The organism is Alkalinema pantanalense CENA528, assembly GCF_050753345.1.
Taxonomy (GTDB): domain Bacteria; phylum Cyanobacteriota; class Cyanobacteriia; order Leptolyngbyales; family Leptolyngbyaceae; genus Alkalinema; species Alkalinema pantanalense.
This window is the reverse complement of record NZ_JBLZFX010000017.1, coordinates 21,536-40,150: the sequence shown is the minus strand read 5'-3', so window position 1 is coordinate 40,150 and position 18,615 is coordinate 21,536. Positions and strand designations below refer to the sequence as shown.

The 18,615-nt window shown below is 47.9% G+C and carries 13 protein-coding genes; 3 read left to right on the top strand and 10 right to left on the bottom strand.

Annotated elements, in window-relative coordinates:
* Window positions 1-36 precede the first annotated feature (36 nt).
* Window positions 37-2,265, top strand: a complete 2,229-nt coding sequence (locus tag ACN4EG_RS07905; RefSeq protein WP_431628794.1) for a GumC family protein — start codon at window positions 37-39, stop codon at window positions 2,263-2,265.
* Between the two features lie 10 nt (window positions 2,266-2,275).
* Here the strand turns inward: ACN4EG_RS07905 and ACN4EG_RS07900 are convergent, their stop codons facing one another.
* The gene (locus ACN4EG_RS07900) at window positions 2,276-3,034 is read right to left on the bottom strand and encodes a fatty acid desaturase (RefSeq protein WP_431628793.1); all 759 of its coding nucleotides are present in this window, start codon (window positions 3,032-3,034) and stop codon (window positions 2,276-2,278) included.
* 331 nt (window positions 3,035-3,365) lie between these two features.
* Here ACN4EG_RS07900 and ACN4EG_RS07895 point away from each other — a divergent pair, with 331 nt between their 5' ends.
* Entirely contained in the window at window positions 3,366-4,973 is a 1,608-nt protein-coding gene (locus ACN4EG_RS07895; RefSeq protein WP_431628792.1) for an Hsp70 family protein, read from the top strand.
* A gap of 45 nt (window positions 4,974-5,018) precedes the next feature.
* On the opposite strand, the gene ACN4EG_RS07890 is transcribed toward ACN4EG_RS07895, so the two are convergent.
* Together ACN4EG_RS07890 and ACN4EG_RS07885 are read right to left on the bottom strand one after the other, a co-directional pair.
* Window positions 5,019-6,170 (bottom strand): hybrid sensor histidine kinase/response regulator, encoded by a 1,152-nt coding sequence (locus ACN4EG_RS07890; protein WP_431628791.1) that lies wholly within the window; start codon window positions 6,168-6,170, stop codon window positions 5,019-5,021.
* 184 nt (window positions 6,171-6,354) lie between these two features.
* On the bottom strand, window positions 6,355-7,677 hold the full coding sequence (locus tag ACN4EG_RS07885; RefSeq protein WP_431628790.1) for a PAS domain-containing sensor histidine kinase: 1,323 nt from the start codon (window positions 7,675-7,677) through the stop codon (window positions 6,355-6,357).
* Between the two features lie 455 nt (window positions 7,678-8,132).
* On the opposite strand from ACN4EG_RS07885, the gene ACN4EG_RS07880 reads away from it, so the two are divergent.
* Window positions 8,133-10,592, top strand: coding sequence for a GGDEF domain-containing response regulator (locus tag ACN4EG_RS07880; protein WP_431628789.1), 2,460 nt, complete (start codon window positions 8,133-8,135; stop codon window positions 10,590-10,592).
* 1,225 nt (window positions 10,593-11,817) lie between these two features.
* On the opposite strand, the gene ACN4EG_RS07875 is transcribed toward ACN4EG_RS07880, so the two are convergent.
* From ACN4EG_RS07875 to rsmD, 7 genes are all read right to left on the bottom strand, one after another.
* On the bottom strand, window positions 11,818-12,564 hold the full coding sequence (locus ACN4EG_RS07875; protein WP_431628788.1) for a hypothetical protein: 747 nt from the start codon (window positions 12,562-12,564) through the stop codon (window positions 11,818-11,820).
* A 493-nt stretch (window positions 12,565-13,057) separates the two neighbouring features.
* Window positions 13,058-13,270 carry a hypothetical protein gene (locus tag ACN4EG_RS07870; RefSeq protein WP_431628787.1) on the bottom strand — a complete coding sequence of 71 codons (213 nt, stop codon included), beginning with the start codon at window positions 13,268-13,270 and terminating at the stop codon, window positions 13,058-13,060.
* Window positions 13,271-14,004: 734 nt separating this feature from the next.
* Window positions 14,005-14,553 carry an SH3 domain-containing protein gene (locus ACN4EG_RS07865; RefSeq protein ID WP_431628786.1) on the bottom strand — a complete coding sequence of 183 codons (549 nt, stop codon included), beginning with the start codon at window positions 14,551-14,553 and terminating at the stop codon, window positions 14,005-14,007.
* Between the two features lie 229 nt (window positions 14,554-14,782).
* Window positions 14,783-15,196 carry a hypothetical protein gene (locus ACN4EG_RS07860; protein ID WP_431628785.1) on the bottom strand — a complete coding sequence of 138 codons (414 nt, stop codon included), beginning with the start codon at window positions 15,194-15,196 and terminating at the stop codon, window positions 14,783-14,785.
* Window positions 15,197-15,569: 373 nt separating this feature from the next.
* On the bottom strand, window positions 15,570-16,778 hold the full coding sequence (locus tag ACN4EG_RS07855; protein WP_431628784.1) for a 4-hydroxy-3-methylbut-2-enyl diphosphate reductase: 1,209 nt from the start codon (window positions 16,776-16,778) through the stop codon (window positions 15,570-15,572).
* A gap of 137 nt (window positions 16,779-16,915) precedes the next feature.
* Window positions 16,916-18,001: a GDSL-type esterase/lipase family protein gene (locus ACN4EG_RS07850; protein ID WP_431628783.1), complete on the bottom strand. Its 1,086-nt coding sequence runs from the start codon at window positions 17,999-18,001 to the stop codon at window positions 16,916-16,918.
* A gap of 29 nt (window positions 18,002-18,030) precedes the next feature.
* Entirely contained in the window at window positions 18,031-18,612 is a 582-nt protein-coding gene (gene rsmD / locus ACN4EG_RS07845; RefSeq protein WP_431628782.1) for a 16S rRNA (guanine(966)-N(2))-methyltransferase RsmD, read from the bottom strand.
* Between the last annotated feature and the right edge of the window lie 3 nt (window positions 18,613-18,615).

The following is an 18,615-nucleotide window of genomic DNA, read 5'->3' as shown; positions in this document are numbered from 1 at the left end:
CTGCAATTGTTTGTTTAATCCCCCCTTGAGGTCAGAATGGAAAGCGGATTTCCCCCATCAATTCCCCCCTCGTCCACGCCTGGAAATGGGCAACGGCCCTCCTGGTTGCCCGCCATTGGAGGAAATCAGCCTCGCCCGAACGAAGAGAATGATGTTCTAGATATTAGCCAGTTGCTGTCTATTCTTAAGCGGCGAGCTTTGATTATTCTAGGCGTCACCACCGTGGTGGCAACAGCAGCAGCAGCCAAAGGGAAGCTTGATCCAACCTATCGAGCCACTCTACAAATTCTGACTCGACCGGTTACCGTGGAAAACCAAGTGGTTTCCTCCTTGCCCCAGGCACTGCGAGAAGAACAGCGATCGCCCTCCGGAATTGCCAAGGGCTACGACGAAACTAAACTGCGCCTGTTAATCAGTCCGGCTTTAGTCGATCCAGTGGTTAACGAACTGAAAGGGAAATATCCCGATATCAGTTATGGATCAATTGTCAAAGGACTGCAAGTCAAGCCCGTGGGCGAAACGGATATCTTTGAGGTTCAGTACAATGACTCCAGTAGCGAACGGGTAAAAGATATTCTGGAAGCGCTGGGAAAACGCTACATTGACTATGCCCTCCAAGATCGACTGGCGGATACTAAAAAGGGAATTACTTTTATTGACGAGCAATTGAAGCCGTTAAAAGATCAGGTGAGCTACTGGCAAGGAAAATTGCAGACTTTCCGGCAGCAGAATACCTTCTTTGATCCTGAATCCCAGAGCCGGGAACTTTCAGAGCAGGTGGCGACCTTCCGACGGCAACGGCTAGACAATGAGGTGCAGTTGAAGCAGTCCATGGGGCTTTACCAGGAATTGCAAAACGAAATCGATCGATCACCCAGCGATCGCACAGCCACCATTGCCCTGAAGCAAAGCGACACCTACAAACAACTATTAGGACAATTGCTGGCACTGGATGCCAGGATTGCTGAACAGGGCAGTATTTATGAAGCGGGTTCCGAAGATATGCAAATTCTTCGGGATAATCGGGCCAAGCTCATGCCTCTGTTGGAACGAGAAGCGGAACGGGTTCGGGAAGAAGTGGCCAGCCAAGTGCGGGACTATGCAGAGCGCGATCGCGCTCTGCGCAAAACAGAAGATGAACTGGCCCAACGCATTAAAAATCTTTCTAATGTAGCTCGGGAATATACTGATATTCAACGGGAACTGAAGGTCTCTACGGACAACCTTGATCAGTTCTTGGCTAAGCGATCGGCCTTAGATATCGATGCAGGTCAGCGGCAAACCCCCTGGGAAATTGTCACCCCTACGCTCTATCCCGAATTGTCAAGCTTGAAGACCAATTTGCTCCTCGGCGGCGTATTGGGCTTGGTACTAGGCATTATTACTGCTGTGATCGTCGATCGTATGAGTAATGTCTTTCATACCCCGCAGGAAATTAAGAAAGCGAGTAAGTTACCGCTATTGGGCGTTATTCCGTTTAACCAAGAACTCTCTGCCTTGGGGGATTCCTCTACCGCAGCTAACCTCTTTCAGCCCAATCGCCTAATGCTGACGGCCAACCAGCCTAATGCCTTTGGCACATTACCCTTTTTAGAATCCTTTCGGTTACTACAAACTAATCTTCGCCTCCTGAATGCCGATCGTCCGATTCGAGCAATCTCAATCAGTTCTCCCACTCCCCAGGATGGCAAATCCACAACAGCGACCTATCTGGCGCAAGCCGCCGCTTCCATGGGGCAACGGGTTCTGCTGGTGGACACAGAGTTACGTTATCCACAATTGCATAGCCGACTTGGGGTGTCCAATGCCCACGGACTCAGTGACTTGATTACGACCCAAGGAGATCCCCAAGCTTTTATTCAAGTCTCTTCTTTGAATGAGCAAATTCACGTACTTACGGCAGGCCAACCGACTGCTGATCCAGTGACTTTACTCTCCTCTAGTTATATGGAGGAGATCATGGCACACCTGCAAGAGCGCTACGACTTGGTGATTTACGATACGCCGCCCCTAGCGGGCCTTTCCGATGCGCATCTGGTGGCCGCCAAAACCGATGGTCTACTACTAGTGGCACGGGTGGGCAAAACCAACCGAGATGCCTACGAGCACGTCCTAGAAACGCTGAACTTCTTACCGACAAAAGTATTTGGAGTGGTGGCGAATGATTCGCGTAAAGTGCCGACGAATCTCTATACCGCCTACTACCTAGATCCCAGTAACCCTCCTCCCAGTTCTCCCCTGTCAACGCCTGTACGCTCGCGCTAGGATCTGCCTGTTAAGAACCCATGCGCATGCGACGAGCTGCCGGTAATTGCCACCAAGCTAAGTGAGGCAGTTCATGGTGCTCCTCATGGTAGCCAAAGTGGTAACAGGTGATGAACGACCAAAACTCTGAGAAGGCCGTACTACGGGCGTGGCAGGGATTATGATAGCCCTCTGCGGGTTCGCGGTGGGGTAAAAAAGTACCAAAGAAAAAGAGTTGGAAAGAACTGGCAACCGAAGGCAATACCCAAAAACAGGTCAAGTTAGCTTCCTCAATATGGAAAAGCTGATGAACTACGTGGAAGCTGCAAATCAGCAGAAATAAGCGGATCCAGCTCCAGTAGTTGACCATAAACTGGGCATACCACCCAAAAAAGTGAGTCCAGCGACCATTGTGGTAGTCAGGATCGCCCGGTCGGGCTGGAATAGCATGGTGAAGATGATGCATCTCGGCCATTTTCTTAAAGGGAAACATGGCATAGCAAAATAGAGCGATCTGACCAATGCAATCGTTCAGCTGGCGATCGCGGGGAGCCACAGATCCATGCATTGCATCATGAGCGGTCACAAATAATCCTGTGTAAAGAAACGTTTGACAGAGAAACCCTAGGCAGCGGATGCCCCAAGAGATCTGTTGCCAGTCAAGACTCAACCACAGCGCTGTGCTGAGAGCCCAAGTTCCTAATACACCGCAGGCCACGGTGACCCCACGATATTGACTTCGATCGGGAATAGAAATCACTGGTTGAAGTCGCCGTAGCCAATCCACCATGGTCGTTTGCCCATCCTGCAAGGAGTCGAGATATAAAACTTTGTATATCTTAACGCTTCTTCACTAAATCCATGGGAATTGCGGGTTTGAGGACCGTGATTTCAGTCCAAATAGAGAGATTTGCTAGGATTTGGGAGGGGTATTGTTAGCCAGTGAGCGACACTCAGGGAAGACGCGGGAGGGAACTTGGCCCAAAAGGACAAAACCGATCGCCCTTGTGCCGAATCACGGCTTCGCCACTCTGTGTTTAGCTCAATCTGCAAATGGCTAAATTGCCAATTTTGACTAAATTTCTGCTGATCCGTTTCCTGTTGAGGATTGAAGCAAATCTATGACCTACGCGATCGACTTTGGGACGAGTAACACTGTAATTGCCCGTTGGAATGCAGTCAGTCAACAAGCCGAAACCCTATCGGTACCCGAGTTATCGCTCAAACTGGCACAAAATCCGCCTTTAATCCCCAGCTTGCTCTATGTGGAAGATGCTGCTCGGGGCAACGTTGTTGCAGGTCAGCAGGTACGCGATCGAGCCTTAGATTTAGCGAGTGACGCGCGATTTTTTCGGAATTTTAAACGTGGCATTGGCTCGACAGTCCAAGGGTTTGTGCCAGAGCTGGATGGTCGGGCGATCGAATTTCCCCAGGTGGGCCGCTGGTTTTTAGGTCAGGTAATCCAGCAAGTTAGCCAACTCAATCCTGATATTCTCGATTCGATCGTCTTTACCGTCCCGGTTGATAGCTTTGAAGCCTATCGGCTCTGGTTAGGAACGGTCTGCGAAGAATTGCAAATTAACCAAGTGCGTATGTTGGATGAACCAACCGCAGCAGCCCTAGGCTACGGGTTAGCCGATCAAGAATGTCTGTTGGTCGTGGATTTCGGCGGCGGGACGTTGGATCTCTCCTTAGTTCAACTGGATACCCGTTTAATTCAACAATCTGCAGGGCAATCCTTGGGATTTATTTTGAAATGGGGACAAAAATCCTTTGCGGAAACGTCTGGCCAGAAGGTAAAAACGGCTCGAGTTCTGGCCAAGGCCGGACAGAATTTGGGGGGGGCGGATATCGATCATTGGTTGGTTGATCATTTTGTGCAGACCCAAGGCTTAAAAGTCAGTCCCGTCACGACTCGTTTGGCAGAACGATTAAAAATTGCCCTGTCGCTACAAACCCAAGCCCAGGAAGTCTTTTTTAATGACGAAACCTTTGAGAGCTACGAGTTAGCCTTGACCCGCGATCGTTTTAATACAATCCTGCAAGAACATCAGTTTTTTGCCCGCCTGGACGACGCCATGCATCAAGTGCTGCAACAGGCCAAACGGCAAGGCTTGGACATGCAGGATATTGGTGCAGTGCTGTTGGTGGGAGGAACCTCCCAGATTCCAGCGGTACAAACCTGGCTGCACCAGTACTTTGATCCCAGCAAGATTCGATCGGATAAACCCTTTGAAGCAATCGCCCAAGGTGCTTTGCAACTCGATCGAGGGGTCGAGCTCAAGGATTTTCTCTACCACGGCTATGGTGTGCGCTTTTGGGATCGTCGAATCAACGCCCATAACTGGCATCCCATTATTCGCACAGGCCAGCCTTACCCGATGGAAAAAGCAGTCGAAATTGTCCTGGGGGCTTCCCGAGAACACCAACCTAGCATTGAACTAATCATCGGGGAACTGGGTAACGAAACCGGACAAACGGAAGTATATTTCGATGGAGATCGTTTAGTAACCCGCAATCTTTCCAGCCAAGTTACGACGGTTCAACCGCTTAACGATAAAGAGGGGGCACGGAATATTGCAGAACTTGATCCGCCGGGAGTACCGGGCAGCGATCGGATCAAAGTGCAGTTTCAGGTAGATGCTCAGCGCTTTTTGCGAATTACGGTGGAGGATTTATTAACGCAGCGCACGCTCGTAGAAGATCAACCGGTGGTGCAGTTGAACTAGTAGATCCTGGCACCTGCTAGCCCCGACTAGCTAGCGGGCGCAAGATTAGCTAGCCCAGGGAATTGTTGTTTCAATGGTCGCGGGCTGACAATTCGGGAGCCGCACAGTAAACGTCGTCCCCTTACCCAACTGGCTTTCAAAAGAAATGTTGCCATTGTGGGCGTCAATACACTGTTTGACGATCGCCAGCCCTAAGCCTGTGCCTTGAATCATCCCAACGTTAGATGCTCGATAAAACAGCTTAAACAGATTTGCTTGATCCGCTGGGGGGATCCCAATTCCTGTATCTTTCACAACTATTCGAACTTCGGCTTCACTGTGGCTCAGTTCCACTTCAACCGAACTACTAGGAGGCGAGTATTTCAGGGCATTCAATAGCAAATTCGTCACGATATGTTTAGTCAACTTAGGATCCAAAAGAACTGGAATATCCTCTGGCGACAGTGTCGATGGGCTAGAGATTAACTGAATGCTATGGTTTTGGAGGCTTACTGCTTTGGTCTCATCAATAATCTTTTGACAAAACTCTTCAAGATTGATGGCGACTGGGTAGCAGGAAATTTCTCGCGTGGTGGACTCGTTCATGATCAACACATCTTCCAGCATTTCCCGGAGATGTTCGAGGGCCGATCTCGCTTGATGGAGGTAAGTGCGACGTTTTGTCTCAGTCAGTTGAGCAGGATAGTTTTCCAACATATCCAAGGTGATGGAAATAATGCTTAACGGCGTCCGGAATTCGTGGGACACCAAGCCAATAAACTGGGACTTGAGTTGATTGAGTTCTCGTTCCCGTTCCAGTGCTTTCTGAATCGCAGTTTCAGCTTGATATTTACTAATGGCAATTTCGATCGTTGTGATCAAGTCCTTATTAGAAAAAGGTTTAATCACATAACCAAAGGGTGAAACAGCCTTTGCTTGTTCAAAAGTGCCCAGATCACCATGGGCCGTTAAAAAAATGACGGGAACGTTATAGATCGATCGAATCTGATCCGCAATGTCGATGCCCGCCATGACTCCATTCAAACAGATATCCATCAAAATCAAGTCAGGCCGAGTCTCCTCCACCAGAGAAATTGCCGCTTCAGCCGAATCAGTGATACCTACAACTCCATAGTTTAAATGGATCAATCGGTGGCGAAGATCCATGGCAATGATGGGTTCATCTTCAACAACCAAAATTTGAAGACTGGGTGGCATGTTTAGCATCCACAAGATAAGCGTAGGAGAACCAATAGGGAAGACACGATCACCATAGAACTAACCCCAAACTTTAACCATTTCTGCTGTACATCTCTGACTTTTTCTGACTTTTAGTGTCCAGGACTTTAGCGTCCAATTTTGTCCATCTTAAAGAGCACCCCCTCTAGGTGTCTATTATTCACTAAACTCTCATAAATTGCAGCACAAATCGGCTACCTGTCCTTCGATCTACTTCCAGAGTCCCCCGTAATTTAGCGGCCAAGGCTGTGACCAATTGGAAACCCAAAGAATCTGTATGATAGATATCTACACCAATGGGTAAACCGACTCCGCTATCGGAAACCGTCAAACTACACATTTGATTATCGTCTTGTTGAAAAATACAATGGATCTCTCCTGCAGACTGGTTAGGAAAAGCATATTTAAATGCATTAGTGATTAATTCATTCATAATTAATCCGCAGGGAATCGCTTGATTCATTGCGAGATCAACATTAGCAATGTCTAAATGTAACGTAGGACAATGATTATCTTGATGATAGGATTGCAGCAAATTATATGCAAGTTGTTCTGCATAATCTCGAAAATTGATATGACTAAAGGTTGAAGATTGACAAAGTTGCTCGTGAATCAGTGCCATTGCTTGAATGCGTGACTGGGCCTCGGATAGAGAGTCAATCAGACTCGAAGAGGTAATTGAGCCAGCTTGAAGATTTAACAAGCTCGACACCATTTGCATATTATTCTTAATCCGATGATGAATTTCTTGAAGGAAAATTTCTTTTTCGTGGAGTGCTTGGAAAAATTGGGTTTCCTTATTTTTAAAAGCAGTAACATTGTGGATAACAGCTATGACGGATTCCACTTCGTCCCTTCGCTCCAATTCCGGTATCACAAGGACTTGATAAGACTGCAGGCTGGAATGAGATTGATAACTAAACTCAAAACAACCCTGCTTTTTTTGTAAAAATACCTGTTGTAGCTCGCGAGTCCAGAGATCGCATACCTGTTGGGGAATCTTGAATTCTGAGAGATGCTTCCCGATCATCGCATCGGCTTCAATGCCACACTCCTGAAAGACTACAGGATTAACATAGATACAGCGAAGTTGACGATCGTAGCGAACGATAATATCCGGCAGCTTTTCTACCAACGGCTGAAAGAGATACTGTTGATGTTTTAATTCCTGGCGAGCGGCACTAAGGGCTTGGGCTTGGCAAATAATTTGACGTTCCAGATCGTGATTAATCTTCTGTAGGGTGGCATCCCGTGCTTTCAAAGCCTTAATTTCAGATTCCAGTTCAGCGATAGAAGGTTTTTGTCCATCTAACCCTATAGAGGTAGGTATTTCAGATTGATGCTCTGTGGCGTGATGCTCTGTGGCGTGATGCTCTGTGGTTTGCTCGATCGCTTCACTTTGGATTGTAGATTGCTCCATTGAGAACTGCTCAGCCCCAGGCTGTTCCATGTTCAGAGATTGTTGAATCGAATAGGAGTGAATCATGTTCGTTGTGCGATCGGTGATATCTTAGGAAACACCTATTCAGCAGTTTACGGTACTTCAATGATCCTATACAGGATATTCCTTCACGGGCGTTTATTCTGAACTTCATAGTTTCCCTATCCGAGCCATTATCGCCCCATCGCAATCCAGCAGGATCATAAAGACAAGCCTAATCCAATGAAGTAAAATCTAACGAAGAAGCGGATGGATGTGATCAATCTCACAGCATTTCTGTGAGCTCGCTGCGATAGTTAGTAAATTGTAGAATAGATTTGATCTTTCGCTGCATTGTAGGTAATTAAAAATAGGTAGTTAAAAACTCACTTTGGAGAGGATGATCACTACGTTAAGAGATTAAAAGTACCATAGGCCGTCCTAATATCGAGAAGTCATTCTTTTTAGAATGTACTTCAGCATATTTGGGCAGCCATGATTGAAATCACGTTAGGTTTGTAATGAAAATCTTGCTGGTAGAAGATAATCAGTACCTTGCTCAACAACTAGCTGATGCTCTATCTGTGCAGCGTTACACTGTCGATGTTGCCTTTGATGGCTTGGAGGGTTGGGAGTATCTTCAGGGTGCTGATTACGATGTAGTCATTTTGGATGTCATGCTCCCGCGTCTAGATGGAGTCAGCCTATGTCGCCGTATTCGAGAGTGTGGAAATCAGATTCCGATCTTGATGCTAACAGCCAGAGGCACGAGTCAAGATAAAATTGAAGGACTGGACGCTGGCGCAGATGACTACCTCACCAAGCCGATTCGAGTTGACGAATTAGGAGCCCGCATTCGGGCTTTACTGAGGCGGGGAGGCTATCGCGAGGCATCACCCATTTTAAGTTGGGGAGATTTAACCCTTAATCCTAATCTCTGCGAAGTATTCTTTGCGGGGCAACCCTTGGCTCTCACCCCCAAAGAGTATTCGTTGCTAGAACTCTTCATGCGCAACAATCAGCGGGTCTATAGCCGTCAAGCAATTCTGGATCAGCTTTGGTCATTATCAGATGATCTACCCGGTGAAGATACCGTCAAATCCCACATTAAGGGACTCCGACAAAAACTCAAAGCCGTTGGTGCAAAGGATTTGATTGAAACAGTCTATGGTTTGGGGTATCGCTTAAATAGTGCCTACCTTAAGGCTTCCAAGGTGGATCAGTTGCACAGTACGAATGAAACACCAGAATCTACAGCAGCTGAGATTGAGTCCTATTCTGAGAGCGCAACGAATTCCTCGAAGACAAATCTGCGTCAACACTATTCAATTTTACTGGTCGATCACCGAACAACTTGGGCTGACACGGTTTTTGCTGGAGACTCCTTTCAGACGTTTCGGGTGCAAGTGGTGGCGTCGTTGACAGCGGTACAAGATGCATTGACTCGCCATTGGCCCGATTTAGTCATGGTTTCACTGTCCTTTGATCCGGGGTGTGATACTGTGCTGGCACTGCTCCAAGAATTGCTCCAGGAAATGCCCGAAATCCCAGTGCTGATCCTAACAGATGGAGATGCATTTACCGATCGACGATCGGTAATGGGGTATCGGTATGCAGGATTCCTCGATCGGTCAAGCCCAGTACAGATGATTTTGGAGACCTTGCAGTCTTTACTAGAGTGCCCCAGTACCGAGAATCCCTCCACTCTGTTAGTGGTGAGTGAGAGCGTGGCAACAGGGCAACTGGTTACCTCCCTGATGTCCCCTTGGAGGTTGCAAGTGCATGTGCTCTATGACTTACAATCGCTATGGCAAAGCCTAGAAACGACTCCTCCCGATTTATTGATCCTGGATAGTCAAGCATTTTCAGGAGCAAGTTTTGAAGTGTGTCAACTGCTGCGACAGGATCGGCGCTGGGGCTGGTTACCCATCATGATGTTAGGAGCCTCTACGTCCGAGGAGATTCAAAAAGCATTTACCTCTGGGGCCGATGATTTTGCCAGTTTGCCAATTATTGGTTCAGAAATGGTAACCAGAATTTTGAACCGTTTAGAGAGAACTCAAGTTTTGCGATTGCACCCAGAAATTGATCGCTTAACAGGACTTTCTCAGCGATCGGCGGCTATCCAAGAGCTGAATCGCTTGATCCAATTAGCGAAACGAGCCCAGGTAGTCAATTATTTCAGCATTCTGTCGATCGATAACTTACAAATCATTAATGAACAGTACGGTTATCAAGTGGGTGATCAAGTTTTAAAACAAGTGGGGCAATGCCTATTACAATACACGCGATCGGGGGATATTGTTGCTCGTTGGGGCGGAGCGACCATTGTCATTGGAGGCTATGGAGCAACGGAGCAAGAAGGCCATGAGGAGATTGCCCTCGCCCTAGAACATTTGCGTAGCCAACCTCTGCCATTGTCCCAGGGCGAATCCTTAAAGATAACCTTTAGTGCGGGCGTTACCCAATATCCCACCCATGGACAAACGCTACAAGCGCTGTATCAGTCCGCTGAGGTAGCCTTAAACACAGCGCGCAATCGGGGTGGCAATCAGGTGGTTACCACCAGTCAGTTATCCGATCGTGCTCCTGAGATTACAATCTTGCAGGGGGATTTACCCCTATCTCAAGCCCTAACCCAGGTGTTGCAAACTCGAGGCTATTGCGTCACGATCCAGCCCAATAGTCAGCTTGCCCAAGCTGCTTTATTAGCAACGGCTCAAACGGGTAAGCCCCAGATTTTATTTTTAGCTGAGGACATTACGCCAGACAGTGGGCTGAAGGTTCTCAAATGGTTGATGAAGCAACCTTTAAACTCTACATTGCGGGTTCTTTGGCTGGCTAAGGATACTCAGGAAGCTGAGAAAGCCATGCAATTGGGAGCTGCAGAGTATGTACTTTATCCCTGCGAACTCTCAGCAATTCTTCAAGCCTTTATTCGGTTACAGGCCATCCATGATCTGCACTATTCCCGACTCTAGACCTCTAACCTGAGTCAGTATCCAGCCTTACGCTTCTTTCGTTCTCCGACATCCCTATTGTGTGTGATAGCCATTTTGTCTTGTGATCGCTCGAAGGCAGAAAAGGCCGCTCAAGGAAAATTGGGGTTTTCCCAGTGGCGGTGCATCGGGTGATTAAACGGTCGAATACTTGAATGGAACACCGATACAAGTCTTGGGGCAAGAACTTTTAAGTGGACGCTGGAAGATGCCCGAAACAAGCTCAGTCTCTGCTTTATGAGTCCTATGGTGAAACGACTAGCGACTTAGAAAGATCTCAAATGGGGCGTATAGAAATCATAGAAACCAATCTCTTCGAGCGGTGATGGGCGATCCAGCCTACTGGGTACACACGACTCTGAAATTTATGAACACAAGTCCTGAAACTTTTGATCTGTCTCAATTTTAGAAATCATTCCAATTCTCAATAATTTTAAATTGTTGAAAATTACCAACGAGAAATCAAGGTTCTGGGGCCAACATTCCTGGGCATCCGATTTCTGGAAAATGAGTCGAGATTAACCTGTGTGTACACAATAGGTTATCAAGCAGAGTTAACGATGCGATCGAGCACATTTTTCAGACTCCCCTTAGGGCACCCCAAACAAAAAAACTCCTCAGGCATCCTCTAAGCGACTCCGAAAAATTGCAATTATATCAATTTTGCGGAATTCACTAAGTAGAATATCTGAGGCAGGTGTTTTGTCCTTTTGATCTTTCGCACAATACTTATCGTAGATATTAATTGTGAAGAAAGAGGGCAGATAACCAATTAGAATTTTTCAATCAACTGAATTAGATATTTTGTCCTATTCTCACGATACAGGCTGAGACCCCTCCATAGTGACGCCATTATTGCGGTGACACCATCATTTCAGTGACACCATCATGATAGGAGTCCCCTTTACCATAAATCTATCTATGAAGGTCATCGACCGCCTCAGGTTAAGCCTCGCACAATGGAGAAAGTAACGACTGCTACAATACTAGAAACTAGTTTACAAATGAAAAATCCTCAGAATTGACTTAGGAATTCCGATCGATGAAAGCAATCAAGGAACGGAATTTGCTAAGTGAAACTCTGAGGAGGGATTTGTCCTTATTAGATCTTTCGCACACTCCCTAATAGTAGGTAGAAAATGTGGAAAAACCGAGTACTTTTCACAGTTAAACCAGATAAAAATAATACCCGGAACGCTCTGATGGATTAAGCTATCGCGGGTATGCGGTAAATCTCTGATTGGGCGGGGGATCCGTAGGGATCTTCAATGGGGAATTGGGCTCTAAAACGCCGTAGTATGGGGTACAAAGCTTTCACCCAACTGAGTAAATCTTGATCCTGCTTAATTAAGACAGCATAGCTAGAAGATTGCAAGCTTACCCAGAACTCATAGCCATCTTTACTGGGAGTGACAATCACCGGGACTTTTTGTTCTTGAAGAACCCAAGCTACGATACAAGCATGGCCTCGCTGATGACTCAAAATTGTGTAGACTCGACCATAGAGGATGCCATCGTAAAGCAGTCCCTCCCGAACAGCATCGTCATAATAGAACGAATAGCGGGAAAACACCGCATCCTCTGAGACTGTAGGAAGCTGAGCAGACAGGGGCCACCGTAAGTTTAATGCCTGAAAGAGCTGCTGTTGAACCGTATAGAGTTGATCCGATGTATCACTGGTTTCAGATTTGCTAGCGTTCTCCGACAGTTCATGATAGAGGGAGATGAGAGTTTCTAGGGGTTGAGGTCTTCCCGATCGTCGCCCTGGCAGTAAGGTATGGGCCTCTGAGAGCGAAGAAATGACAGCAGTGGCCTCTGCATGATGAATTAGGGGCGCGGAGCTAAGATACTGACTTAATAATTTACGAAGGCGATAGCGAGAAATGGGAGATAATTGCTGAATTTCTCTCTTTTGTAATTCTGTAATGATGGGGGGAGCGTTAAGAGCCCGCATAGAGCAACTCCTTGACACAGCGCGGTGTCTATAGCGATCTGAGCACTGGTTTCAACTTAATTAGAATTTTAAGAAGCGATCGTGGAAAACCTGAGAATTTTAAGTTGTGATATCATCGACAAATGTTATGTGAGTGAGATCACAAATGCCACCTTTCTAGTGTTTTTCTAGAGCAAGTAACGTAAATGACAAGAGTGCATCCCAGTTTTGCAAATTTACCCTCATCCCCCAACCCCTTCTCCTATTTTGGGCTACTGTGTACACACATCTCTGAAATCTGTGATCACAAGTTCTGAAACCCTTTCCCAGCATCAATTTCGAAAAACGATTCGGTTCTCAACAACTTTAGACTATTGAGAATTGGCAACGAGAAATCAAGGTTCTAGAGGGTAAGGTCTTTGGAAAACGAGTCTGAGATCGACTTGTGTATACACGGTAGCCCGCACTGGGAGAGGGATTTAGGGGGATCTGCGAATTTAGGGCGATTGACCCACTAAGCCCGATCTCGCTCCATCACACTCACATAGCGCCACGTCGAACCCGGAACCGGAACCGGAGGACTCCAGCGCACCCGATCGCTAAATCGCAAAACATACAACTGATTAATCGTCGTCTGCACATCCTGCTGCGTCCCCACCAGGTACACATGCATCGGCTTACGATCGTCCTCGATCACCCGATCGAGTTCTGCAAAATTAATCACCATGGGACTTCTCCTAAATGTGGTAGCGGGAAGAAATCCCAAAAATTAAAGCCACCCTTTGCGCAGGACAAATAGGGTGGCCCGATCGAATGTTACAATCCGTGTCAGACCGCCCAGCTGCCGTTACAGCTTGGGGGTTTAGCTACCCTTTGTTGTTCCAGCAACGCTGGGTAGCGCTCTAATTTCTGGGGTACAGCCAACTCAATCGGTAAACAACACGGTTGTAACTGGCCTTGGAAGATAAGCCTACGGACAAACCAGGGGAAAAGTCAACTATATTTCAAAAAGTTGCAACCCCGTAACACTTAGCAACACACTACTCACAGCTAAAAATAAAAAAGCACCGATCGTCGTATACAACTCACAGCTTATTTAGAATCAACTCAGCATCCTTCACAGCATTGCACTTAACGTAACTAACAGACAAATTATTTATTCCAAAAACACCACATAAACCACAAAAATAAATCTTATTTCAAATTGTATTTATCATAAAAATAGCCATTAATCCCAGTGATGTAGATTGAGATCAATAGCTATTTATTGGAATAATCTAAGTTTGACAAATAAAACTGTCCCTCACAAATCCCCCGTACTGGGACGGAGAGTACACTTTCGGGGGGTGTCGGGGGAGTAGAGTCCCCTGACAACGCAGGGGGGCGGGGAGAAGTTCCCCGATCTTCGCTGCGCAGCAGCCCCGACGATCGAGCCACACCACGAATTCATCGAACTCATATTTAATTAGCCGGACAGGTGATAATACAACCCTGAGGCCACACCGAAATCAAATCCTCCCGCACCCAACCCTTCGAGCCATTGGGATAGGTAATGTAATACCAACGATAGCCCGCATCCCGCGACGATCGACCCACCGTTACCAAATCCCCCACAACCCCAGTATGAACCACATTCCCCTTCAAACTAGGAGCCGATCGAATATTAATCACATCATCCGGAGATCCAGCCAGGGTGCCATAGGTTTGATTACTAGACTTAAAACTTACTAATTCACCAGCAACCCAGCCTTCGGTTCGTAATTTACCCGTCGATCGTAAATAATACCAATACAAACCACTGTCTGGGCTAGTTGTAATTCTTAGAACTTCCACAGGCGTTCCATGGGGCAAGCTATCGAGCGACCTCGTTTTAAGCGAAGGCCCTGATCGAACCATCGCGCCCCAACCTTCACTATCGATCGAAGCAGGCCGAGCCATCCCAGGCAACGCATTCACCATCACCAAACCCAAACCCAGCAATCCAATCACACTACGTTTAATCAAACTCATCATCATCTCCGGGAAATCAGCAAAATTGTGCCAACTGGTTTAGCGTCGTATCACCCTGGCTTAGTTCTCAATACAGCAATTCTCTAGAACTTCCTGAAAAACCCCTGTATTTTGTCATTTTTCAGAATTCAGGTAGATATTTGGTTTACAGATCTTGTTGGATTCATAAATCCACATCTGAAATACTTATGCAGCTTGCAATGGATTGAGTAGAATTCCTGAAAGTTGGCTATTTATAGCGTCCTGTCCACTTACTTAACTGGATTGACCGAGTTTTGCCAGTCTCAGGATCATACCGCTTGAAACCATAACCTCCAGAACCAAAGGCCACAAATTCGTAAGAATAACCATCAATGAGTGCAGTGCCCGATCGAACACCATTGTTGAACTCTGTTATTTCCTGGAAGGTAATTTGTGTCTTTACGCCATCAAACCACGTAATGGTCGCCTTTTGAGGAACAAAGGTTCTAGTTCCGTACTGTTCATCTAGACTGCCTTCGAATACCACATCGCATTTATCATCATTAATCGTTTGATTATCTGACTCAAACCGACATTCTGCACCATAGGGCTTTGCCTGGGCAATCGCAGAGAAAGTGAGACTGGCTGCAAGTACACTAACTGCTAAAAATATGCGTAGCATAACAACTCCAAAAGGGTTAATCACTAGAACTCCTGAGCATAAATATCCTGTAACCAGAGACTATTCTGAATTCTTGTCAGGATAATTAGCGTTGCTAACTTCTCCAAGTTGAATCTTGGTCTTTGAAGAAAGCCTGTAGGATGAAATCTATAAACTTTAGTTTTCCCTCAGGATGCCGCAGGCTCGACAAATGCATACTTGTTATCTAGGAACTCGCAAACACTAGTCTTAATGATGATTCCCCCTCAATTCCTGCGCTAGAGATGACCAACACCAGAAAAGAGGGGGAATATCGAAGTATTTAGTCAAAGTCCCCCTTATTAAGGGGGATTTAGGGGGATCGAATCCACGCGATCGACGAGATTTTCGATAACTAGCTGGCAACCAATTCCAACTTTTGCGCGAAGATTTTTTCGATCACCTCTTCCACCACCTTATCCGGTGTCGAAGCTCCCGAAGTAATCCCCACAACGATGTCACCCTCCGGCAACCAGTTCTCCTGTAACATCAACTCCTGCCCCAACGGCTTATGCTCCAACCGATTGTTGGACAAAATCCGCTCGGCACTATCAATGTGATAGGACGGAATCTCCCGTTCCACCGCAATTTCCTGCAAATGCGTCGTATTGGACGAGTTATAACCGCCAATCACCACCATCAGATCCAGCTTGTCTTCCACCAGATCAAACATCGCATCCTGCCGTTCCTGGGTCGCATCACAGATCGTATTAAAACTCTGGAAATGCTCATTCAGCTTATCTGGCCCGTACTTCTGCATCATCGTCCGTTCCAGCAACTTACCGATCGCCTCCGTCTCGCCCTTCAGCATCGTCGTCTGATTCGCAATTCCCACCCGCTGCAAATCCCGATCGGGGTCGAATCCCACCGACATCGCCTTGCTGAACTTCGCCATAAACTCCGCCTTGTCGCCACCGTGCAGAATATAATTCGCCACATATTCCGCCTGCGCCATATTCAGCACAATTAAATAAGTCCCTGCAAAGGAACTCGTCGCAACGGTTTCCTCATGGTTGTACTTCCCGTGAATAATCGAAGTGTATTGCACCTTCTTGTGCTTCTCCACCGTATTCCACACCTTCGACACCCAAGGACAGGTCGTATCCACGATCGTACAACCCCGATCGTTGAGCAATTGCATTTCCTGCACACTCGCCCCAAACGCAGGCAGAATCACCACATCCCCCGCCTGCACCCCAGAGAAATCCTTTTGGCCATTCTCCACAGAGATAAATTCCACATTCATCTCCCGCAGCCGTTGGTTCACCGAAGGATTGTGAATAATCTCATTCGTAATCCAAATGCGCTCCGTCGGGAAATGCGTCCGGGTTTCATAGGCCATCGCCACCGCACGCTCCACCCCCCAACAAAAGCCAAACGCTTCGGCCAAACGAATCGTCACATTGCCCCGCTTCAGGACGTAATTCTTCTCCCGAATCTCTTGAATCAGCGGACTTTGGTACTCCGATTCCATGGTGCTGGCCACTTCCTCCCCATGGCCAAACCCCTTACGGTGATAGTTATCAGAATTGTTCAGCGATCGTTTAAAAGCTTTTGTATCCATTCCTCTTCACCCCGGAGAAACGTTTCCCCACTGCGGTTTTCATGCTTTCCCATGATAAAGGAGGTCTGGGGCATTCTCCTAGCCTTCTGCGCCCCAGACCATGGTATTCCTACCCAAGTTAGACCCGATCGTCTCTATTACTGCCCTTCAGGAGCGCTCGATTCAGAACTAGTAGATTCGCTCGTCACGGATTTGGTCGCTTCCGAGGTCGCTTCAGGACTTGTCTGCCCACCCGCTTCAGGACTAGCCGCCGTTGCCCCAGCCGCCGCACCAGAAGCCTCACCCGTCTCCTGCTCGGGAGGCGTAATCGTCGGTTGAGCCAGCTTCGTTTGGCTAAACACCGTTAACGCCGTCCGCCAGACGTTGTAGCCTTCCCGATTCAAATGCAGACCATCGGTGCTGAGGTCTTGGCGCAGCAGACCATCACCATCCGCAAACAGGGGATAAAGATTCAGGAAAAAGACCTGCTCCTCCTGGGCGATCGCGGCAATCTGTTGGTTCAGCTTAAAAATTTGCTCATTGGAAACTTTCAGCAAAGCGTCCCGATCCTTCACCGTAGACCGTTCTCCCCCATGGGGCAGCAGCGCTTGCAGCACAATTTCGCTATTGGGATGTTTTTCCTTCAGCGTTTGCACCGTCTGGCGAAGATTCGCCACCACCTGATCCTCCGGAACCCCCTTAATCAGATCATTCACGCCCACCATCAGAAAAATCGTCTGGGGCTTCGTTTCATCCAGGAAATTCAAGCGCTTCAGCAAGCCAGCAGAATTCTCCCCCGAAATCCCTTGGTTCAGCCAAGTCCGATCGCTCGGCAACAACTCCGTGGGAAACCAGAGGCTCAGGGAATCCCCCAGCAACACCGTCAAGCGATCGGGTGCTTTTTTAGCCACGGCGTTGGCTTCCTTCTGCAAAATTTCCAACCACTGCTCATAGCCCAGTTGTTGCCGATTTCCGGCCTCCGCTGGATCGGTCATAGGAGCAACCGTTGGCTCCGGGCTAGCGATCGGCGCAACGTTGGGCTGGGGCAGCGGTAACAAAGTCAACAATTGCGGCTTCCAGACAACTAATGACACCGCCAGTAACACCAAGCCATTGACCGCGATCGACAGCGCAGCCCAGAGGGGAACGCCTTTGCGGGGTGGGGCTGGTTGCTGCGGCACTTGAGACGAGGGAGCTTGGGAAGAGGGAGCTTGGGCTGACCGAGTTTGCGCAGGCTGGATCATGATCTTAAAGTCAGAAGGTTGAACGGCCACTAATGTACCAGAGCCTCGCCCATTTCGATCGCCTCTTCTGACCCCTCCCGCCGGAAAAAAGTCACCGCCGTATTGCCATAGCTTTTCTCCCGGCAGCACACCAAACCGGGGATCGTCACGTCCAAACGCCCTGGCCGATGCTCAGCCGCAATTTCTCCCTGGGGTGCCAAAAGGTCATATTCTACGATCGCCCTTAATACAGGTTCATACAAATTGCCATCATAGGGTGGATCAAAATAAATGTGATCGAACTGTTGCCCCGCCAAACTAGGCAGACGCTTCACCACATCCCCCCGCAGAATTTGGAAACGCTGCTCCGGTTGGGCCACCCGTTGCCAGTTTTCCTGGGCGATCGCCCAGGCCTTGGGAAACTGCTCAATGCCCACCACCCGCGCCGCCCCTCGACACAGCGCTTCCGCCCCCATCGCGCCACTCCCCACACAGAGATCTAACCAGCGACAGCCGGAAATCGTCCCCTGCCAAACGTTAAACACCGCCTCCCGCACTTTGCCCGTCGTGGGGCGAGTTTCCAGCCCCGGCAAGGTTTTCAGCAGCCGATTGCCATAAATTCGTAGGCTCATGCA